The sequence below is a fragment of the Nonomuraea sp. JJY05 genome (assembly GCF_043496855.1).
In the GTDB taxonomy this organism is placed as follows: Bacteria; Actinomycetota; Actinomycetes; order Streptosporangiales; family Streptosporangiaceae; genus Nonomuraea.
Window position 1 is genome coordinate 186,957 of the sequence record NZ_JBIEIS010000008.1, and the last position, 18,056, is coordinate 205,012.

The following is an 18,056-nucleotide window of genomic DNA, read 5'->3' on the forward strand; positions in this document are numbered from 1 at the left end:
CATGATCGCAGGGCTGCTAGGGGTCGCGGCGGTGTTAACCGGGTGCGGCCTCGGTGGCCCCCTCGATGAGGACACCAAGTCCTACGACGTCACCGACAAGGTGGCCGGCCTCAGGATCGGCTCCGACTCCGGCACCGTCGAGGTGGTGGAGTCGGACCGCCAGGGCATTCACGTGACCGAGCATCTCGTCTGGCGCAAGAACAAGCCGGAGACCAGCCACGAGGTGCAGGGCGACACGCTCGCCCTGACGTTCAAGTGCCCCCGCACCTGGGGGTTGGGCAGCGGAGGCACGTCCTGCGACGTGAACTACAAGGTGGAGGTCCCCAAGGGACTCCGCGTCAAGATCAGCTCCGACTCCGGGGACATGACGCTCAAAGGCCTGTCCGGGGAGGTGGACGTCCGCAGCGACTCGGGCGTGATCGAGGCCAGCGGGCTGTCGGGCAAGCGGGTCATCACCGAGACCGACTCGGGGGACGTCGAACTCGCCTTCACCGCGCAGCCTGACAAGGTCGTGAGCTCCTCCGACTCGGGCGCGATCCGCGTCCGCGTGCCGCAGGGGCCGTACAACGTGATCGCCAAGACCGACTCCGGCGCCAAGGACATCACGGCGGCCACCGACGCCTCGGCACCGCGGTCGATCGAGCTTTCCAGCGACTCCGGCGACCTGGCGGTCGTCACCCCCTGAGGCCGGACGACCGGCCGAAAGTACTGTCGCGAACCCTGCTTTCGACCGAAGCGGCACCGGCATGAGGCCCGCAGGATGAGGCGTCATGCCACCCGAAAATCCCGATTCCCGAAGAAGGGCGCGGATCGGCGCGCTCGACGTCATACGCGGCTTCGCGCTCTGCGGGATCCTCCTGGCCAACGTCCAGCCGATCGCCCACGTCGGCGACGCCCTCGTCGCCGTCCAGAACACGGTGCGGACCCCTGGCACGATGTGGATGGGGCTGCTGGTCGAGCAGCGGTTCTTCCCGATCTTCTCGCTGCTGTTCGGCATCGGCTTCTCGCTGCTCCTGGAGTCGGCGGCAGGGCGCACCTCCAGCCCGCGGCTGCTCCTGCTGCGCCGGCTCCTCGTGCTGCTCGCGATCGGCCTGGTGCACATGTTCGCGCTCTGGCGGGGCGACATCCTGACGATCTACGCCGTCGTCGGCCTGGTGGTGCTCCTGCCCTCGACCTGGCTGCCGCGCTGGGCCGTGGGCGGCCTCGCCGTCGTGTTCCTCGCCGCGGCGCTGGCCTCCGGCGGCGGGACCGCGCTGGTCCCAGGGCTGTTCCTGGCCGGCTCCGCGCTGACCCGCTACGGGGTGATCGACCGGATCGAGCGGTCCGCCCCCGTGGCGCTGACCGTGCTCTTCGCGGCCGGTGCGGCGGCCACCCTGTGGCTGCAGGCCCGCGCGCAGGACGAATCGCTCGCCGTCGGCGGGCTGCTGATGGCGGGCGTGTACGTGTGCGGCCTGCTGGTCCTGCTCAGGACGCCGCTCCGGCCGGTCCTGCAGGCCGTCTTCGCCCCGCTGGGCCGGATGGCGCTGACCAACTACCTGTCCGCCACGGTCCTCGTCATGGCGATCTCCCGGTTCGTGGCCGGCCCGCCGGAGACCTGGCCGGTGACGACGGTGCTGCTGATCGCCGGGGCGATCCTCGCGGGCCAGTGGCTGATCTCCACCGTCTGGCTGCGCCGCTTCCGGTACGGCCCCATGGAGTGGCTCTGGCGCTGGGCCACCTGGCTGCGCCGCCCGGCGATGCAGCGGATCGGGGAGGGTGCGCGTTCCTAAGGCATGAACGGTGAGACAGTCGCTCGAGTGTCCGCGCCGCCAGGACCCGAGGCGGTGCTGGCGAGTCTGTATCGCGAGCACTGGCTCGCCCTGGTGCGCCTGGCCCTCCTGCTCGTCGGCGACCGGGAGAGCGCCGAGGACGTCGTACAGGACGTCTTCTCCAGGTTGCACGGCAGACGCCCCGAGCAGCTCACCCTGGCGTACGTCCGCGTCTGCGTGCTGAACGCCTCCCGCTCGGTCCTGCGCAGGCGCGGCGTGGCCGCCCGGGCGCCGCTGGGCGGGCCGGGCGAGCCGATGGACTCGGCGGAGACGGCCGCGCTGCTGGGAGAGTCGCGCCAGGAGATGCTCGACGCGCTGGCCCGGCTGCCCAGGCGGCAGCGCGAGGTCCTCGTGCTGCGTTACTACCTCGATCTTTCCGACGCCGAGATCGCGAAGGCGACGCGCGTCAGGCAGAGCACCGTGCGGTCCACCGCCTCCAGGGCCCTGGACCGGCTCCAGCGCGAACTGGGAGGCAAGGCATGACCGGCATCGAGGAACGCCTCAGGGACGCGCTGGCCGCCAAGGCCGGCACCGTGCGCGACGACGGGCGACCCCGCCGGCTGCCCGCGCCGCGCGAGCGGTCGTCCGTCGCGAGGTGGTGGGCGCCGCTGGCGGTGGCGGCCGCGATCCTGATCGTGGTGGCGGCCACCGTCGTGGTCACCCGTACGGTCACGTCACCCGCTCCGGCGGTCCGGCCGACCCCCGACACTTCGGTGGCCCCCGTCGAGCAGGTGTGGCCGGGCGCCGTACACGAGATCCCGGCCAAGGGACCGGGAGGCGGGGGGTTCATGCCGGACGTGTTCGTCAGCGACCGGGTCGTGGTGGGACGGGTGTACCCCGAGAACCGGCCTTGCGAGATCTGGTCGTACGACCTGGACAAGCGGACGTTCGCCAGGATCGCGCGGCTCAGGAGGGAGGACGTGGGCAACCACCCGCTGGTCTTCGGCGACGGTCACCTGGCGTGGTCGGCGTTCAGCGGCCGTATGAAGGAGGTCTGGACGGTGCCGGTCACGGGCGGAGTCCCCCGGCGGATCGCCTCGGATCGCGCCACGGTCACCCGCGACAACATGACCTTGGGGATCGGCCGCCTGGCCGTCGCGGACGGCCTGGTCGTGTGGTCGCCCGACGAGGGCGGCGTCTACCGGGCCCCGCTGAAGGGCGGTAAGGCGACTTTGATCGACGGGACGAAGGGGTACAGCCTGGTCGAATGGCCCTGGGCCGGGACGCCCCGAAACGACAGCCTGGTGGGCGACCCCAGCCCTCGTCCCGTGGAGCACCTGAAGAACCTGCTCACCGGCGAGCGCAGGGGCGTGACCCCTCCCGCCGGGCGACCGTCGTGGGCCGACTGCGGGGTGACGTGGTGCTTCAACGGCGTCGAGGCGTGGCGGCGCGACGGCACGGGCCTGCGGAGGCTGCCGGGGGCCGCCTCCGGGGAGATCCACTCGGGCCGCTTCGTCCTGCTCCGCCAGCGGCCGTCCGGCGGAAAGCAGCCGATCGGCGTGCACGACCTCGCCACGGGACGCACCGGCCTGCTGTTCCAGACCTCGACGCGCACCACCGTTCACCTGCAGGACGGCATCGCCTGGTTCCAGACGGGACGCGGCACCCAAGTCCTCGTCGATCTGGCCGCCATCGGCCGATGAGTTTCGCCGGCGGAGGGAGTCATATCGACGACGGTGAAACGACTGGAGGTACCCATGACGACCACGCGCACCCTCGCCATCCCGGGTGGACGCCTGCGCTACGAGGTCCGCGGCGCCGGCCCGGTGCTGGTGATCACGGGGGCGCCGATGGCCGCGGCCGACTTCGCGCCGCTGGCCGAGGCGATGGCGGGCGACTACACGGTGGTCACCCACGACCCGCGGGGCATCTCGGGCAGCGTGCTCGACGACCCAACCCAGGACTCCACCCCCGAGCTGCGGGCCGACGACCTGGCCCTGCTCCTGGACGCCCTGGGCGCCGGGACCGCCGACGTGTTCGGCAGCAGCGGCGGCGCCGTGACCGGCCTGGCGCTGGTGGCCCGGCACCCCGGCCGGGTCCGTACGCTCGTCGCGCACGAGCCGCCCTCGCTGGAGCTGCTCCCCGACGCCGCCGAACAGCGTGCCGCGACCGAGGACATCATCGCGACCTACCACCGGGACGGCGTCTGGGCGGCCTTCGCCAAGTTCATGGCCACCGCCGGGTTCGACCAGGGCGACGAGGGCGTCCCGGCCGGGCCTCCCGGGGAGCCGACGGAGCAGATGCTGGCCGACAGCGCCCGTTTCTTCGCCCACGAGCTGCGCGGCACCACCCGCTACGTGCCCGACGTCGCCGCGCTGAAGGCCGCCCCGGCCCGGGTCGTGGTGGGCATCGGCGACGAGTCCGGCGGGCTGGTCACGTACCGGACGTCCGTGGCGCTGGCCGAGCTGCTGGGCACGCCTCCGACGGAGTTCCCCGGCGACCACGGCGGCTTCATCGGCAGGACCGAGGAGTTCGCCGCGGTGCTGCGCAAGGTGCTCGCCGGCTGAGATCGGAAGACGCCCGCAGGCCCGGGCGTTGGGGTGGAGGAAACCCCTATGAGGAGGGCCGATGAGCAAGCGGGCACTGGTGCTGGGTGGCGGCGGGGTCGCCGGGATCGCGTGGGCGACGGGTGTGCTGGCGGCGCTCGCCGACGGCGGTGTGGACGTGACAGGGGCCGACCGCATCGTCGGCACGTCGGCGGGCTCGGCGGTCGCCGCCCAGATCACCAGCGGGCTGCCGCTCTCCGCGCTGCTGGAGCGGCAGGTCGATCCCGCGCTCCAGACGCTCGAGCTGCCCAGTGGGGTGCGGCTGGAAGAGATCTGGGCGAAGCTCCAGGAGGTCTACGAGAGCACCTCCGACCCCGTCGAGCAGCGGCGGAAGATCGGCGCGCTGGCGCTGGCCGCCGACACGATCAGCGAGGGCAGGCGGCGCGAGGTGATCGAGGCCCGGCTGCCCGTGCACGAGTGGCCGCGGCGTGACGTGGTGATCGTGGCGGTCGAGACGCTCAGCGGCGAGACCCGGCTGTTCGAGCCCGGGTCCGGGGTGGGGCTGGTGGACGCGGTGGCGGCCAGCTGCGCGGTGCCCGGCGTGTGGCCGTGCGTGACGATCGACGGGCTCCGCTACATGGACGGCGGCGTGCGTACGAGCACCAACTCCGACCTCGCGGCCGGCTTCGACCGGGTGCTGGTGCTGGCCCCGATGCCCGACGTCGGCGAGCCCTCCTGGGCCGCGCTCGACGGCCGGGTCGAGGTGATCGAGCCGGACGCCGACTCGCTGGCCGCCTTCGGGACCGACCCGCTCGCCCCGGAGGTACGCACGCCCAGTGCCCGGGCCGGATACGCCCAGGGCCGCACTGCGGTCGCCCGGGTGGCGGCGCTCTGGGAGTAAACGGCTTGAACCTCCCGCCACGGGAGGTTCTACGGTCGGGTGCGTGAGCGAAGACGCGCGTCGATGGACGATCGGGGAGCTGGCCAAAGCCTCCGGGGTGACCGTCAGGACGCTCTACCACTACGACGAGATCGGCCTGGTCAGGCCCGGCGAGCGGACGGCGTCCGGACATCGCCGCTACACCGAGGCGGATCTGCGACGGCTCTACCGGGTGCGCGCGCTGCGCGGCCTCGGGCTGTCATTGGAAGAGATCGCCGAGGTCCTGAACAGGCCCGAGGACGACATGGGGACGCTGCGTGACCTGCTCGGCGCGCAGCTCGCCGAGATCGAGATCCAGTCCACCCGGCTGGAGCAGCTGAAGGCGCAGATCAGCGGCCTCATGTGGCTGCTGGACAAGTCGGTCATGCCCGACGCCGAGCAGTTCATGGCCGCGCTCGAAATGGTCTCGGTGTACGAGACGTACTTCGCCCAGGAGCTCCGCGACCACCTGGCCAGGCGGCGGGTGGAGCTGGGCGAGGAGCGGCTGGCGGGACTGCGGGCCGAATGGCTGGAGCTCCTCCGCGAGATCCGGGAGCTCCTCCTCGCGGGCACGCCCGTCGATGACCCCAGAGTGCAGGCGATCTCCGCCCGCTGGGAGGCCATGACCGCCGCGCTGCAGCCCGGCGACGAGCGGGTCCAGGAAAAGCTCACCGCCGCGGGCATGGCGCTGTGGCGTGACAACAGCGCCGGGGTCAGCGCGGAGATCAGCCGCCAGATCGACTGGCTGGAGGCGGGCGACCTGCCCGCCGTCATCGACTACCTCCAGCGCGCCAGGAACGCGCGCGAGAGCGGAGAGTGACGCATGCGCTATCCCGACACGCCGGTACGCCTCGAGCCCAACGAGGTCGGCGGGCTGGCGTTCGACGACCCCTACCAGTGGCTGGAGGAGGACGGCGAGGACGTCCTGGCCTGGCAGGCGGCCCAGGACGAGCTGGCCAGGTCCTGGATCCACGGCTGGCCGCACCACGGCGCGCTCGCGGCCAGGGTCGGCGAGCTGGTCGAGCAGATGGACGCGCGCAACCTGGTGGTCCCCGTCCGGCACGGGCCCCGCTGGTTCAGCGGCCGGATCCCCGACGGGCGCGAGCTGATGGTCCTGGAGGTGGCCGACGCGCCCACCGGGCTCTGGCGTACCGTGATCGACCTCAACGAGCTGTCCGACGGCACGCCGCTGAGGATGTCCCCCAAGCCGTCGCCGGACGGGCGGCTCCTGGCGTACTCGCTGGACGCGGCCGGCCACGAGCTCCCCGTGCTCAAGGTGATCGAGATCGACACCGGGAAGGTGCTGCTGGACGGCGTGCCCCAGCAGCGGCCCGGCCTGGTGGCGTGGCTGCCTGACAGCAGCGGCTTCTTCTACATGGCCAACGAGACGGCCGCGGGGCCACTGCGCTGGCGGCTGTTCTTCCACCGGCTCGGGGAGGAGCCGCCCACGGAGCCGGAGCCGCTGGACATCCCGCACATGTTCGCCATCCCGAAGATCTCCGCCGACGGGCGCTGGGCGCTGCTCCAGGTCGACCATCTCAGGCCCCGGCCGCACTTCCTGGCCCGGCTGGACGGCTCGGGCCGGGCGTGGCGGGAGTTCGTCACCGACGCCGAACACCTCTACAAGGGCGAGATCGTCGGCGACGCGTACGTGTGCGTCACCACGGCCGGCGCCCCGCGCGGCCGCCTGGTGCGCATCCCCCTCGACACCCCCGGCGACCAGGACACCTGGACCGAGCTGGTGCCCGGCGGCGACGCGGTGCTGACCGGCGTGACCCCGGTGGGCGACCGGCTGGTGATCGGCGAGCTGGTGGACACCGTCTCCCGCGTCCGGATCCTCGACCTGAACGGCAAGGAGCTGGCCGAGGTCCCCCTGCCCGGCCCCGGCTCGGTCAGCTCGGTGGCCCAGGGAGTGGTCGCGCTCGGCGTGATGGACCAGGTCGTCGGCTGCGAGGACGCCATCGCCTTCGGCTACACCTCCTACACACAGGTGCCCACCGTCTACCACTACGAGCTGGAGTCGGGGACCCTGACCGCCCTGCAGGGCGGCGGGCACAGCCTGTCCGGGCTGGTCACCACCCGCGTGTGGGCCACCTCCAAGGACGGCACGCGCGTCCCCTGCACGCTGGTCCACCGGGCCGATCTGGACCGCACCGGGCCGCGGCCGACGCTGCTCCACGCGTACGGCGGCTTCAACGTCGCGGAACTGGCCTCGTACCTCGGTCCCCTGGCCGCGTTCGTCGAGGCGGGCGGGATCTACGCGCACGCCCACGTGCGCGGCGGCGGCGAGTTCGGCCTGGAGTGGTGGGAGGCCGGCCGCCTGCACGCCAAGCAGAACTCCTTCGACGACCTGTACGCCATCGCCGACCGGCTGATCGCCGACGGGGTCACCGCCCCGGACCGGCTGGCCTTCCAGGGCGCCTCCAACGGCGGGCTGCTCGCGGCCGTGGCCGCGACCCAGCGCCCCGACCTGTGGCGGGCGGTGGTCTGCGTCGCTCCGAAGCTGGACCTGATGCGCGTGGTCCACGACCCGGTGGGAGCCGCCGCCACCCTGCCCGAGTACGGCAACCCCGGCGACCCGGCCGACGCGCCCGTGCTGATGGCCTACTCGCCGTACCACAACGTGCGGCCCGGCACGGCGTACCCGGCGATCCTGCTGGACACGGGCGCGAACGACCCCCGCTGCCCGGCCTGGCACTCCCGCAAGTTCGCCGCCAGAGTCCAGGCCGCCACCACCGCCTCCCACCCGGTCCTGCTGCGCGTCTGGCCGGACGCCGGGCACGGGGGCACGAACTGGAGCACGATCGTCGCCCAGCAGACGGACTGGCTGGCCTTCGTCATGCGCGAGCTGGGCCTTCGCCCGGGCGACGACGTTCGCCAAACCGTGTCCTGACATGACCGGCATCAAGGAGTTCACTGGCTGAAGGGGGCGATTCACGAGACGGTCGATGGGCCGCGCACCACCGATCCGCAAGGAACGAGGTCGTGCAGATGAAGAAGATCCACCCCAAGGTAGAAGAAGCGGTAGACACCCTCAAGCTGACCCCGGTCGCCAGGCGGCGCCTGCTCACCGGCGCCGGGCTGGCCAGCGCGTCGGCCGCGGCCTCCGCACTGCTGGCGGCATGCACGTCCAGCCAGGACAAGCCCGCCACGAGCGGCGCCGCCGGGGCGGCGGCGCCCGGCGACTTCCCCGCCACGCCCAAGTGGAAGTTCGTGCTGGTCTGTCACGTCACCACGAACCCGTTCTTCACGCCCACCCAGTACGGTGCCCAGGACGCGTGCGCGCTGCTCGGCACCGAGTTCCAGTGGACGGGCTCGAAGGACTCGATCGTGGCCGAGATGGTCAACGCGTGCAACACCGCCATCTCGGCCAAGGCCGACGGGTTAGCCGTGGCCGTCGTGGACAAGGCGGCCTTCCGCGACCCGGTGAACCGGGCGCTGGACGCGGGCATCCCCGTGGTGTCGTACAACGCGGACGGCTCCCGTGACGACAAGGGCACCAGCCGGCTGGCCTACGTCGGGCAGGGCCTGTACGAGTCCGGCTACGCCCTCGGTCAGCGCGCGCTGCAGCAGGTGGAGTCGGGCGAGGTCGCCGGCTTCATCGCCACCCCGGGGGCGCTGAACATCCAGCCCAGGATCGACGGCGCGCAGCAGGCGTTCAAGGACTCGGGCAAGCCCATCAAGTTCACCCCGGTAGGCACGAACGCCGACGTCACCAAGGGCCTGTCGATCATCGACGCCTACGCCCAGGGCCACGCCAACCTGGCCGGCATGCTGGCCGTGGACGCGGGCTCCACCCAGTCGATCGGGCAGACGGTCAAGAAGTACAACATGCGGAGCAAGGGCCTCAAGGTGGCCGGCGGCTTCGACCTGGTGCCCGAGACGCTGGCCGCCATCAAGAACGGCGACCTCGACTACACCATCGACCAGCAGCCCTACCTGCAGGGCTTCCTGCCGGTGCTCTACCTCTACCTCTACAAGCTGTCCGGCGGGCTGCTCTTCCCCTCCGAGACGAACACGGGCCTGCTGTTCGTGACGAAGGACAACGTAGGCCCGTACCAGACGACCAAGACGCGCTTCGAGGGCTCCGACACCGCGCAGAAGCTGGTGGAACGTTCGGGCGCCATCGCCCATGCGTAGGATCCGCGAGGAGTTCCTGAAGCACCGGGAGGCCGGCGTCCTGGTGGTGGCGATCGCTCTGGGGCTGTACTTCATGTCGGTCACGGACGTCTTCCTGACCAGGGACAACCTGGTCAACATCACCCAGGCCGCCGCGCCCACGGCCATCGTCGCGTGCGGGACCGTGCTGCTGCTGGTCAGCGGGGAGATCGACCTTTCGGTCGGCGTGGTGGCGGCGCTGGCGCCGTTCATGATGCACTACGCGATCGACTTCTGGGGGTTCCCGGCGCTGCCGGCGATCCTGCTGGCGCTGCTGACCGGGACCGCGATCGGGTTCGCGAACGGGTTCGTGACCGTGGTGCTGCGGGTGCCGTCGTTCGTGACGACGCTGGGCACCTTCTACGCGGTGACCGGCATCGTGCTCACCACGTCGCACGCCTACCCGGCCGAGATCCCCGCCGCGGTGGACGGGACGATCGGGTCGTGGCTGGGCGCCTTCCCGTGGGCTCACCTGGCGTGGGCCGCGGTGATCGTGGCCGTTCTGCACGTGCTGCTGACGCGTACCAGGTGGGGGTTGCACACGATCGCGGTCGGGGGCAATCCGCTGGGGGCGTCGGAGGCGGGCGTACGCACCACCCGCATCAAAATCGGAAATTTCATGACTGGCGGGACTCTGGGGGCGTTCGCCGGGTTGATTGAGGCGTTCCGGATCCACACCATCGACCCGAACATCGGCGGCGGCACCGGCCTGATGTTCACCGCGGTGTCGGCCGCCGTGATCGGCGGCACGGCGCTGGCCGGCGGCTCCGGGACGATCGTCGGCGGCGCCATCGGGGCCCTCGTCCTGGCCGTCCTGCAGAACGGCATGAACCTCATCGGCATCTCCGCCAACCCCTACTTCCTCATCCTGGGCGGCGCGATCCTGCTCTCCATGATCGCGAACGTCTCCCTGACCCGGCTGCGAAGGGCGGGACGGACATGACCGAGGTCCTGCGTACCGAGTCGCTGTCCAAGCGGTTCGGGGCGGTGACCGCGCTGCGGGACGTCAGCCTCACCCTGAGCCGGGGCGAGGTGCTCGGCCTGATCGGCGACAACGGCGCGGGCAAGTCGACGCTGGTCAAGCTCCTGTGCGGGTTCCACCAGCCGGACTCGGGCCGGATCCTGCTCGACGGCGAGGAGGTGGCGCTCAAGTCGGTGCGCCAGGCCAGGTCGCTCGGGATCGACATCGTCTACCAGGACCTCGCGCTCATCAACGAGCTCAGCGTCTACCACAACATGTTCCTGGGCCGGGAGCACGTCGGGTTCGCGCGGCTGCTGAGCAACCGGCGCATGCGCCGCCTGGCCACCGAGCACCTGGACGCCATGGGAGTGCGCGTCCCGTCGGTGGACGTCGAGGTCGCCAAGCTGTCGGGAGGCCAGCGGCAGGCCATCGCGGTCGCCCGCTCGGTCTACTCGCGCTCGCGGATCCTGCTGCTCGACGAGCCGCTGGCCGCGATGGGCGCCAAGGAGGGCGCGCTGATCCTCGACCTGGTCAGCGACCTGAAGGCGCGCGGCGAGGTGTCCATCGTGATCATCGCGCACAACTACGCCCAGATCCTGGAGGTGTGCGACCGGGTCAACCTGCTCCAGCACGGCACGATCACGTTCGACAAGCCCACCGCGGACACCTCGCTCCAGGAGCTCACGGACCTGGTCGTGCAGGAGTACCGCAGGGCGCGCGGCGGCGCTCCCTAGCGCAGCCGCACGGTCGTGGACGCGCCCTCCCGGCCGGCCAGGCCGTCGAAGGTGAACCTCTCCCCCGCCCACGTGACGGTCAGCTCGTCGAGGTCGCGCCGGGGGTCCGACACGGTCAGCGCGTCCCCGCGCACCAGCACCGCGCACGGGGCCGAGGCGGTCAGGCCGGCCACGGTCCCGGCGTCCCAGAAGTTGGCCGCGGTGAGGCCCAGCGAGGGCACGTGGACGGCCTGCAGGCGGTCGGTGTTGGCGAGCACGCTCCGCCGGTAGTGGTCCACGCCCTCCGCGACCGCCGCCGCCAGTCCTGCGTCGCCGGTCAGTCCGGTGCCCTCCAGCACGTACGCCTGCGCCATGGCCCGCAACCGCCGCGGCGTGGTCACGAAGGAGGGGAACGCCTGGTCGGGCCAGAGCCAGGCGCGGCCGGGGGCCATGGTGTCGCGGTGGCGGGCGGCCGTCCTGCCCAGCCTGGCCAGCCAGGTCCAGTACGGCTCGGCGGCCGGGTCGTACCCGCCGCCCACCGTGACCTCCCGCCAGCGGCGGCGTAAGCGAAGGAAGGAGTCGTCCGGGGTGTGCGCGGGGCCGGCGGGCACCAGCGCGCCCAGCGCCCCGGCCGCGGTCACGCCGCCGAGCCGGAGGAACGAGCGCCTGGTTGGCCGTTGCACGCCTCGATTATCGGGTCAGAGCGGGAGCACCGCCCCGAACCGCTTCACGGTCCTGATGATCGGCGCGGTCTCGATGCGCCCGATCGCGGGCAGCGCGCCCAGGCTCTCGGTCAGGTAGCGGTAGAACGCCGCGTCGTCGCGGCACACGACGTTGGCCATCAGGTTGGCCGGGCCGGTCGTCGCGCCGACGTACGCGACCTCCGGGTGCCCGGCCAGCGCCCGCCCGGTGGCGTCCAGCTCGGCCGGCGGCACCGACATCCACAGCTGCGCCTCCACCCGCCGGCCCAGCAGCACGGGCATCACGTCGAGGTGGAAGAAGAGCGCCCCCGCCCCGTAGAGCTGCTCCACCCGGCGCCGGACCGTCGACTCGGACCAGCCCGTCACCGCCGCGAGGTCCGCGTAGGGCGCCCGGCCGTCCCGCGACAGCGCCTCCAGCAGGACGTCGTCACCGGGGCCCAGCGTGATCTCCTCGCCCTCGGCGTGACGGGCGAACGTCCGCCCCTCCTCGATGGCCGCCACCTGCTCGGGGGAGAGCGCGGCCAGCCCGGCCCAGCCGACCCGCCCGCCGACGAACATGTGCAGGGTCCGGTGCGCCGTCACCGACAGCACGCGGTCGGTCTTGGCGAGCCTGCCCAGCAGCAGCGACTGGCGCTCCTTCGCCGTGCGCTGGATCGTGGTGCAGGAGATCTCGGTGCCGCCGGACAGCAGGTGCACCCAGAAGGTGTCGGAGCGCCGCGCCAGCGCCTCGGCGATCGAGACCGCCGCGTCGGGCGTGCACCGCAACCTGATGGACCACGACTCGAAGCCGAGCCGCCGCCCGTTCACCGCCCCGACCACGCGTACGGTGCCGCCGGCGCGCAGCCGCCGGTAGCGGCGGGCCACCCGCTGGTCGGACACGCCGAGCACCTCACCGATGCGGCTGAACGAGGCCCGCCCGTCCACCTGCAGCGCGTGCAGGAGCCCTCGGTCCACTTCGTCCAGCGCGATGTTTTTCACCATGACAGGCTAGCTCGCGGGGAAAACCGCCAGAAGTGCCGCATCCGCTGGCGAATATCCCCATGCAGGCCCGACCTTATCCACCATGACCCAGACCTCCGCAGCGACGAGGACCGGCTGGTGGCCGCTGGTGGCCGCGTGCACCGGCGCCTTCATGCTCCTCGTCGACGTGACCATCGTGATGGTCGCGCTCCCCGACATCATCGACGACCTCCACATGTCCTTCACCGGCACCCAGTGGCTGCTGGACGGCTACGCGCTGGCCCTGGCCGCCCTGCTGCTAGCCGCCGGTTCCTTCGCCGATCACGCGGGGCAGCGCAGGGTCTATCTGTGGGCGCTGATCGTGTTCGCACTGGCCTCGCTGGCCTGCGGGCTGGCGCCCAGCGGCGGCGTGCTGCTGGCCGCCCGCGTGGTCCAGGGCGCGGGCGGGGCCGCCATGATGGCCACGACCCTGGCCCTGGTCAGCGCCACCTATCACGGCAGGCGGCGCGGCATCGCGTTCGGCGTGTGGGGCGGCGTCAGCGGGGCCGCCGCGGCCGTCGCCCCCGTGCTAGGCGGCCTGCTCACCGAGCACCTGCACTGGCGGGCCATCTTCCTGGTGAACCTGCCCATCAGCCTTGGTGCCGTCTGGCTGACCCTGCGCACGGTCGAGGAGTCGCGCCGGCCCGGCAAGGGGCGGCTCGACTGGCCGGGCATGGTGACGTTCACGGTGGCGGCGGGCGCGCTCACGTACGGGCTCATCGAGGTCGGGCAGCACGGCTGGACGTCGGCGCGGACGCTCGTGCCGCTGGCCGCGGCGGCGGCGGCGCTCGCGGTGTTCGGCGTCATCGAGACGCGCGGCGACCACCCCATGCTGGACCTCAGGCTCTTCGCGGACCGGTCGTTCAGCGGGATCATGGCCGGGGCCATGCTGCTGGTGCCGGCGGCGTTCGCCTGTCTCGCGTTCACCTCGCTCTGGCTGCAGCAGGACCTCCGGCTCGGCCCCATGATGGCCGGCCTGGCGCTGTCGCCGATGGCCCTCGCCTCCCTGGTGACCTCGGTCGCCGCCGCCCGGCTCCTCCCCCGGCTGTCCCCGAGGGCGGCGATCGGCGGCGGGCTGCTGCTGATCGGCGCGGGCGCCTTCCTCCAGGGCACGCTCGACGCGGACTCCTCGTGGACCGCGCTGGTGCCCGGCCTGATCGTCACGGGCGTGGGCGTGGGACTGGCCATCCCGTCGCTGAGCTCGGCCGCCATGGCCTACGCCCCGCCGCACCGCGCGGGCATGGCCGCGGGCACCGTCAACACGGTCAGGCAGCTCGGGTACGCGCTCGGCGTCGCCGTGTTCGGCATCCTGTACCAGGACGGCCTGGCCCCGCACGCCGCGCTCGACGACGTCTACCGGGCGAGCGCCGTCACCGGCCTGGCGGCAGGGCTCCTGGTCCTGGCGACCGTCCGCCCGGCGAGAGCCACGTGAGCGTCAGAGGAGGCGGCGGATGTCCCCGTACGCGCGGTAGAAGCCGCCCCGGCCGGCGGAGCGCACGCCGTCGACGCGGTAGCGGGCTCCGGCCTCCCGGATGTCCTTGGGGAACTGCACGTTCCACGACTCGTAGCCGGGGCTGACCACGCGGACCCGCAGCCGCTCGCCCTCCTGGAAGCACTCCACCACCACGCCGTCGCCCGCGTCGGTGGTGGTCTCCAGCGTCACCGACGGCTCGACCACCTGAAGCGACGCGGCCGCCTTGACGTCGAGCGGCTGCGGCACGGTGCCCACGCGGGCCGCGGCGATGGCCGCCTCGCTCGCGTCGATGCAGGCCAGCGAGCCGTCGGTGGTGACGATGTAGAGGCGGTCGTCCAGGAACTGCATGGAGAACGCGGAGCCGAAGCCGGTGGCGAGCTTCCACAGCCGCTCGCCGGAGGCGTCGAAGCAGTAGACCGACGAGTGGTTGTCACCGGCGAAGACGTGGCGGCCGCCCGGCGAGGTGGCGCAGGAGTAGACGGCGCCGTCGCACTGGTAGGCGGCCTCGATCCGGCCGTCGCCCTTGGCCAGGCGGATCACGCGGCCCACGGAGCCGCGGGCGGTGCCCGCGTAGACGGAGTGCGCCTCCTGCCAGCCGAACAGCACCTGCTCGCCGAGGGCGGTCTGCCAGACGGGCGTCCCGTCCTGGACGTCGTAGCGGGCCACGCCCTTCGAGTGCCCGTGGTAGACCGAGTCCTCGTCGCACCTGACCATCCAGGCCGAGTCGCCGGCGACGCCGCGCGACCACTGGAACTCGTCCTCGTAGTCGATCGTGGTGACCCCGCCGGCGCGGTCGGAGACGCCGAGCACGCCGTCGTGGATGTCGAGCCAGTAGATGTCCACGTCGGCGGCGATCTCGTACGCGGACCTCGGCACCTTGCCGCTCAGGTCGTACACGCGGCCGTCGTCGCAGCCCGCGTAGATCCAGAAGTCGTCGGCCACGATGCACTTGACGCCGTCGGGCAGCTTGAAGCGGCCGGTCACGGTGCCGGAGTGGGTGACGGTGTAGACGTCGCCGTGCTGGTTGCCGACCCAGCAGCGCTCCTCGTCCACGAAGATGCCGAACGCCGACGCCCCGCTGTCGAAGCGCCACAGGACCGGCGCCTGCTGGGCGGTCGACCGGGTGCTGGCGATGGCCCGGCGGGTGACGGCCCGGCGCTGGCGCACCCCGCGGACCGCCGGGGCGTACCCCTTGCGGGTCTTCTCGCCGATCTTCTTGGCGGCCGCGGCCTGGGCCTTGGCCACGGTGGGGAAGTCGGTGACCTTGGTCTGGCCGGGCTCGCCGATGCGTCCGTAGGTGATCGTGACGCGGGTGCCCGCCACGCTCACGTCGTAGAACTTGTGCGATCCGCCGCCGTCCTCTGACAGCTCCAGATAGGTCATGTCCGCACTTCTCCTGATTTGCCGGGACTGATCACTTGCCCCGGACAGTAGAGGACGGCGGCGACAAATCGCAGGGACTTACTTGTCGTACTCGTACGCTCCGGCGTCGACCGCGCCGTCGCTGCCGTCGATCGCCCGGCCCGTCACGTCGCTGTCGCTGAACTTGGTGATCCCGAAGTCGATGGCCGGGCTCCCGGCACGCAGGCTCAGCGGGTTCGCGGTGTTCGACAGGTCGAACAGCGGATCGGCCTCGACGTTGTCGTGGCCGCCCATCTGGTGCTGCGCTGCGCCGAAGAACACGTTGTGGTGGCTGTCGGTGACGTTCGGGCCGTAGGCGGTCTTGGCCGTGACCTGGATGATGTTCTGCGACATCGACAGGTGTGCGTTGGTGCAGCCGGCGTCGCAGACGACACCCTGGGAGCCCGCCTGGGGCAGGTACACGGAGTTGTTGCGGAACACCGTGCCCAGCACGGGTCCGTTCGGGTCGGGGTCCTCCCCGGGCTCCTGCGGGCCGCGGGTGACGAGGGCCGCGCCGGTCTTGGGGCCGGTGATGACGTTGTACTCGAAAATGTTGCCCGAGGTGCCGTCGGGGTCCTCGGGGTTGCCGTTCTCGTCGACGCCCTTGCTGGTGCCGAGCTCGGTGAAGGTCTCGTTGTCCACCGAGATGTTGTGGTGGATGCGGTTTTCGGAGCCGAGGAAGATCTCCACGGCCGCGCCGTCCAGCCCGTAGTCATGGCTGGTCGCGATCGAGCCGCGGAACTCGTTCCAGCCGATGTCGGAGTTGTCGCCCTGGACGAGGATCGCGAACGCGCCCGAGTCGTCGTTGGTCGGCTCCTCGGTGTTCTTGCTCATGAAGTTGTTGTCGACGAAGTCGTTGGCCGTCACCGCGTTACGTTGCGCCTTCGGGGCGATGTAGACCCCGGCCGCGGCGCCCGTGATGTAGTTGCGCTCGACGACGTTGTCGTTGCCCGTCACCTTCACGCCGGCCCACGAACAGCGGCCGTCGTCCTGGGGCACTCCCACCTGCAGGTTGTAGACCTCGATGTGGGAGCCGTCGAGGCTCACGCACGCCTCGTTGTCCCCGGAGATGATCGGTTTGGCGGTGCTCGTGCCGTAGGTGTCCACGACGATCGGAGCCTGTGCGTTGCCCGACTCGGTGATCGCGAGTTGCTGCCCCTTCCACCTGCTGCCGCGCTTCAGCAGCAGCTTGGAGCCAGGGTCCAGCTTCACCGCCGTGGCCTTGGTGAGGGTTTTCCACGCGGTGGCCTCCGTGGTGCCCAGGGCGGAGTCGTTGCCGTTGACGGAGTCCACGTAGAAGACGCCGGCGGCCGCCGACGCGGTGCCCGTGGTCACTGTCGTGGCGAGCGTGGTGGCGATGAGCGCGAGCGCCGCCGTGGTCGCGCCGGTCCGCAGGTTCCAGTCAGACATTCAGCCTCCAGAACTGCCGGGGCTTCGTCACACGACGAAGATCATCCCCGGCTTGCGGCTGACACATTAACTGGATTTAGTCGGAAAGTCCCGATTTTTCCTGACTCAAATCGGACGTTTAGGTCCCGGCCCTGATCGGCACCACGTTGCCGGGCGCCCCGCTGCGCGGCAGCGCGAACCAGGTGGCCTTGCCGACAAGATCGGGGTGGGTGACGTAGCGCTGGGGATGGCAGCCGTAGAACCCGTCGGAGAGCCTGGCGATGATCCGCAGCCCCCGCCCGTGCTCGGCCCGCACGTCCGGCGGGGCGGGCTCCGGCAGCAGCGGACTGCTGTCCACGACCACGCACATGACCTCTTTCGCGTCGATGTGCAGGGCCAGTTCGTACGGGCCGTCGCCGTACAGGAGGGCATTGGTGATCAATTCGCTCACCATGAGGACGGCGTCGTCAACGAGGTCCGGACAAAGGGAGAGTGCCGACAATTCCTCGCGGATGATCGCCCGTGCGTGGCCGACCGTCCGGACGTCCTCGCGCAGTGGCCACACGTACTGCATCCGGCTCCGACGAGCTGATCGCAGCGTGGTCATGGCATCTCTTTCCTGTGTTTGCCGGGCTTCCGGGACAGAGGGACAGCGGATGCGCGTTTCACTCAACAAGAGGGCCTGCCTTGGGGTCGACGTACACGGCCGTCGAAACCTGTACGTACGGGGAGGCCTTTCGGGTCGAATCTTCGGTGAGAAATCGCAATTCTTTTTAGCCGCCGTCCCGAAACGACGGGTATGGGCTTGGCCATGAGCACTGACGAGAACACACCCGAGATCGACTCCCAGCCCCCCGCCGCCGCCCGACGGCCGGGCAGGCGTGGAGAGCCGCCGCCGAAACCCAAGCCCGCGGGGATGCATGCGCTGGAGCAGGCGCTGTCGAGGGCGGGCAAGGAGTTGAAGGACATCCTGTGGGTCCGGCCATGACCACTGGCTCCTGAGGGCCCTGTTCGCGTCGCCGCTGCCGAGGCCCGGCGACGCGACGG

Annotated in this window: 18 protein-coding genes; 13 read left to right on the forward strand and 5 right to left on the reverse strand. The window is 71.4% G+C overall.

The genetic code is table 11. The annotated features are described in order from the left end of the window. The first annotated feature begins 1 nt into the window (after position 1). From ACFKCF_RS14180 to ACFKCF_RS14230, 11 genes are all read left to right on the forward strand, one after another. Positions 2–685 (forward strand): DUF4097 family beta strand repeat-containing protein, encoded by a 684-nt coding sequence (locus ACFKCF_RS14180; protein WP_394493684.1) that lies wholly within the window; start codon positions 2–4, stop codon positions 683–685. A gap of 85 nt (positions 686–770) precedes the next feature. After that, on the forward strand, positions 771–1,769 hold the full coding sequence (locus tag ACFKCF_RS14185; RefSeq protein ID WP_394493686.1) for a DUF418 domain-containing protein: 999 nt from the start codon (positions 771–773) through the stop codon (positions 1,767–1,769). Positions 1,770–1,823: 54 nt separating this feature from the next. After that, the gene (locus ACFKCF_RS14190) at positions 1,824–2,291 is read left to right on the forward strand and encodes a sigma-70 family RNA polymerase sigma factor (protein WP_394493688.1); all 468 of its coding nucleotides are present in this window, start codon (positions 1,824–1,826) and stop codon (positions 2,289–2,291) included. Continuing rightward, positions 2,288–3,451 carry a hypothetical protein gene (locus ACFKCF_RS14195; protein ID WP_394493690.1) on the forward strand — a complete coding sequence of 388 codons (1,164 nt, stop codon included), beginning with the start codon at positions 2,288–2,290 and terminating at the stop codon, positions 3,449–3,451. The genes ACFKCF_RS14190 and ACFKCF_RS14195 overlap by 4 nt, the downstream gene beginning before the upstream one ends. A 54-nt stretch (positions 3,452–3,505) precedes the next feature. After that, on the forward strand, positions 3,506–4,315 hold the full coding sequence (locus ACFKCF_RS14200) for an alpha/beta fold hydrolase (protein WP_394493692.1): 810 nt from the start codon (positions 3,506–3,508) through the stop codon (positions 4,313–4,315). 61 nt (positions 4,316–4,376) lie between these two features. Next, positions 4,377–5,195: a patatin-like phospholipase family protein gene (locus ACFKCF_RS14205; RefSeq protein ID WP_394493694.1), complete on the forward strand. Its 819-nt coding sequence runs from the start codon at positions 4,377–4,379 to the stop codon at positions 5,193–5,195. A gap of 43 nt (positions 5,196–5,238) precedes the next feature. Then, positions 5,239–6,033 carry a MerR family transcriptional regulator gene (locus ACFKCF_RS14210; RefSeq protein WP_394493695.1) on the forward strand — a complete coding sequence of 265 codons (795 nt, stop codon included), beginning with the start codon at positions 5,239–5,241 and terminating at the stop codon, positions 6,031–6,033. Positions 6,034–6,036: 3 nt separating this feature from the next. Further along, complete coding sequence (locus ACFKCF_RS14215) at positions 6,037–8,106, forward strand: prolyl oligopeptidase family serine peptidase (protein WP_394493697.1); 2,070 nt, start codon at positions 6,037–6,039, stop codon at positions 8,104–8,106. A 98-nt stretch (positions 8,107–8,204) separates the two neighbouring features. Beyond that, positions 8,205–9,353: a sugar ABC transporter substrate-binding protein gene (locus ACFKCF_RS14220; protein ID WP_394493969.1), complete on the forward strand. Its 1,149-nt coding sequence runs from the start codon at positions 8,205–8,207 to the stop codon at positions 9,351–9,353. After that, positions 9,346–10,314, forward strand: a complete 969-nt coding sequence (locus ACFKCF_RS14225; protein ID WP_394493699.1) for an ABC transporter permease — start codon at positions 9,346–9,348, stop codon at positions 10,312–10,314. Before ACFKCF_RS14220 ends, ACFKCF_RS14225 begins: the two co-directional genes overlap by 8 nt. Then, positions 10,311–11,066, forward strand: coding sequence for an ATP-binding cassette domain-containing protein (locus ACFKCF_RS14230; RefSeq protein WP_394493701.1), 756 nt, complete (start codon positions 10,311–10,313; stop codon positions 11,064–11,066). The genes ACFKCF_RS14225 and ACFKCF_RS14230 overlap by 4 nt, the downstream gene beginning before the upstream one ends. Here the strand turns inward: ACFKCF_RS14230 and ACFKCF_RS14235 are convergent. Both ACFKCF_RS14235 and ACFKCF_RS14240 read right to left on the reverse strand, forming a co-directional pair. Further along, complete coding sequence (locus ACFKCF_RS14235) at positions 11,063–11,728, reverse strand: polysaccharide lyase beta-sandwich domain-containing protein (protein WP_394493703.1); 666 nt, start codon at positions 11,726–11,728, stop codon at positions 11,063–11,065. The two genes, ACFKCF_RS14230 and ACFKCF_RS14235, sit on opposite strands and share 4 nt — an antisense overlap. A 15-nt stretch (positions 11,729–11,743) precedes the next feature. Then, a complete protein-coding gene (locus ACFKCF_RS14240; protein WP_394493705.1) occupies positions 11,744–12,727 on the reverse strand; it encodes an Lrp/AsnC family transcriptional regulator in 984 nt (327 codons plus the stop codon). Positions 12,728–12,809: 82 nt separating this feature from the next. Between ACFKCF_RS14240 and ACFKCF_RS14245 the strand changes: the two genes are divergently transcribed. Continuing rightward, complete coding sequence (locus ACFKCF_RS14245; protein WP_394493706.1) at positions 12,810–14,177, forward strand: MFS transporter; 1,368 nt, start codon at positions 12,810–12,812, stop codon at positions 14,175–14,177. A 3-nt stretch (positions 14,178–14,180) separates the two neighbouring features. On the opposite strand, the gene ACFKCF_RS14250 is transcribed toward ACFKCF_RS14245, so the two are convergent. The 3 genes from ACFKCF_RS14250 to ACFKCF_RS14260 form a co-directional block, all read right to left on the reverse strand. Next, positions 14,181–15,602 carry a WGR domain-containing protein gene (locus tag ACFKCF_RS14250; protein WP_394493708.1) on the reverse strand — a complete coding sequence of 474 codons (1,422 nt, stop codon included), beginning with the start codon at positions 15,600–15,602 and terminating at the stop codon, positions 14,181–14,183. Positions 15,603–15,680: 78 nt separating this feature from the next. Beyond that, the gene (locus tag ACFKCF_RS14255) at positions 15,681–17,030 is read right to left on the reverse strand and encodes a choice-of-anchor Q domain-containing protein (protein ID WP_394493710.1); all 1,350 of its coding nucleotides are present in this window, start codon (positions 17,028–17,030) and stop codon (positions 15,681–15,683) included. A 118-nt stretch (positions 17,031–17,148) separates the two neighbouring features. Continuing rightward, complete coding sequence (locus tag ACFKCF_RS14260) at positions 17,149–17,616, reverse strand: ATP-binding protein (protein ID WP_394493712.1); 468 nt, start codon at positions 17,614–17,616, stop codon at positions 17,149–17,151. Between the two features lie 204 nt (positions 17,617–17,820). Here ACFKCF_RS14260 and ACFKCF_RS14265 point away from each other — a divergent pair, with 204 nt between their 5' ends. Further along, the gene (locus ACFKCF_RS14265) at positions 17,821–17,997 is read left to right on the forward strand and encodes a hypothetical protein (RefSeq protein WP_394493714.1); all 177 of its coding nucleotides are present in this window, start codon (positions 17,821–17,823) and stop codon (positions 17,995–17,997) included. The last annotated feature ends 59 nt before the right edge of the window (positions 17,998–18,056 follow it).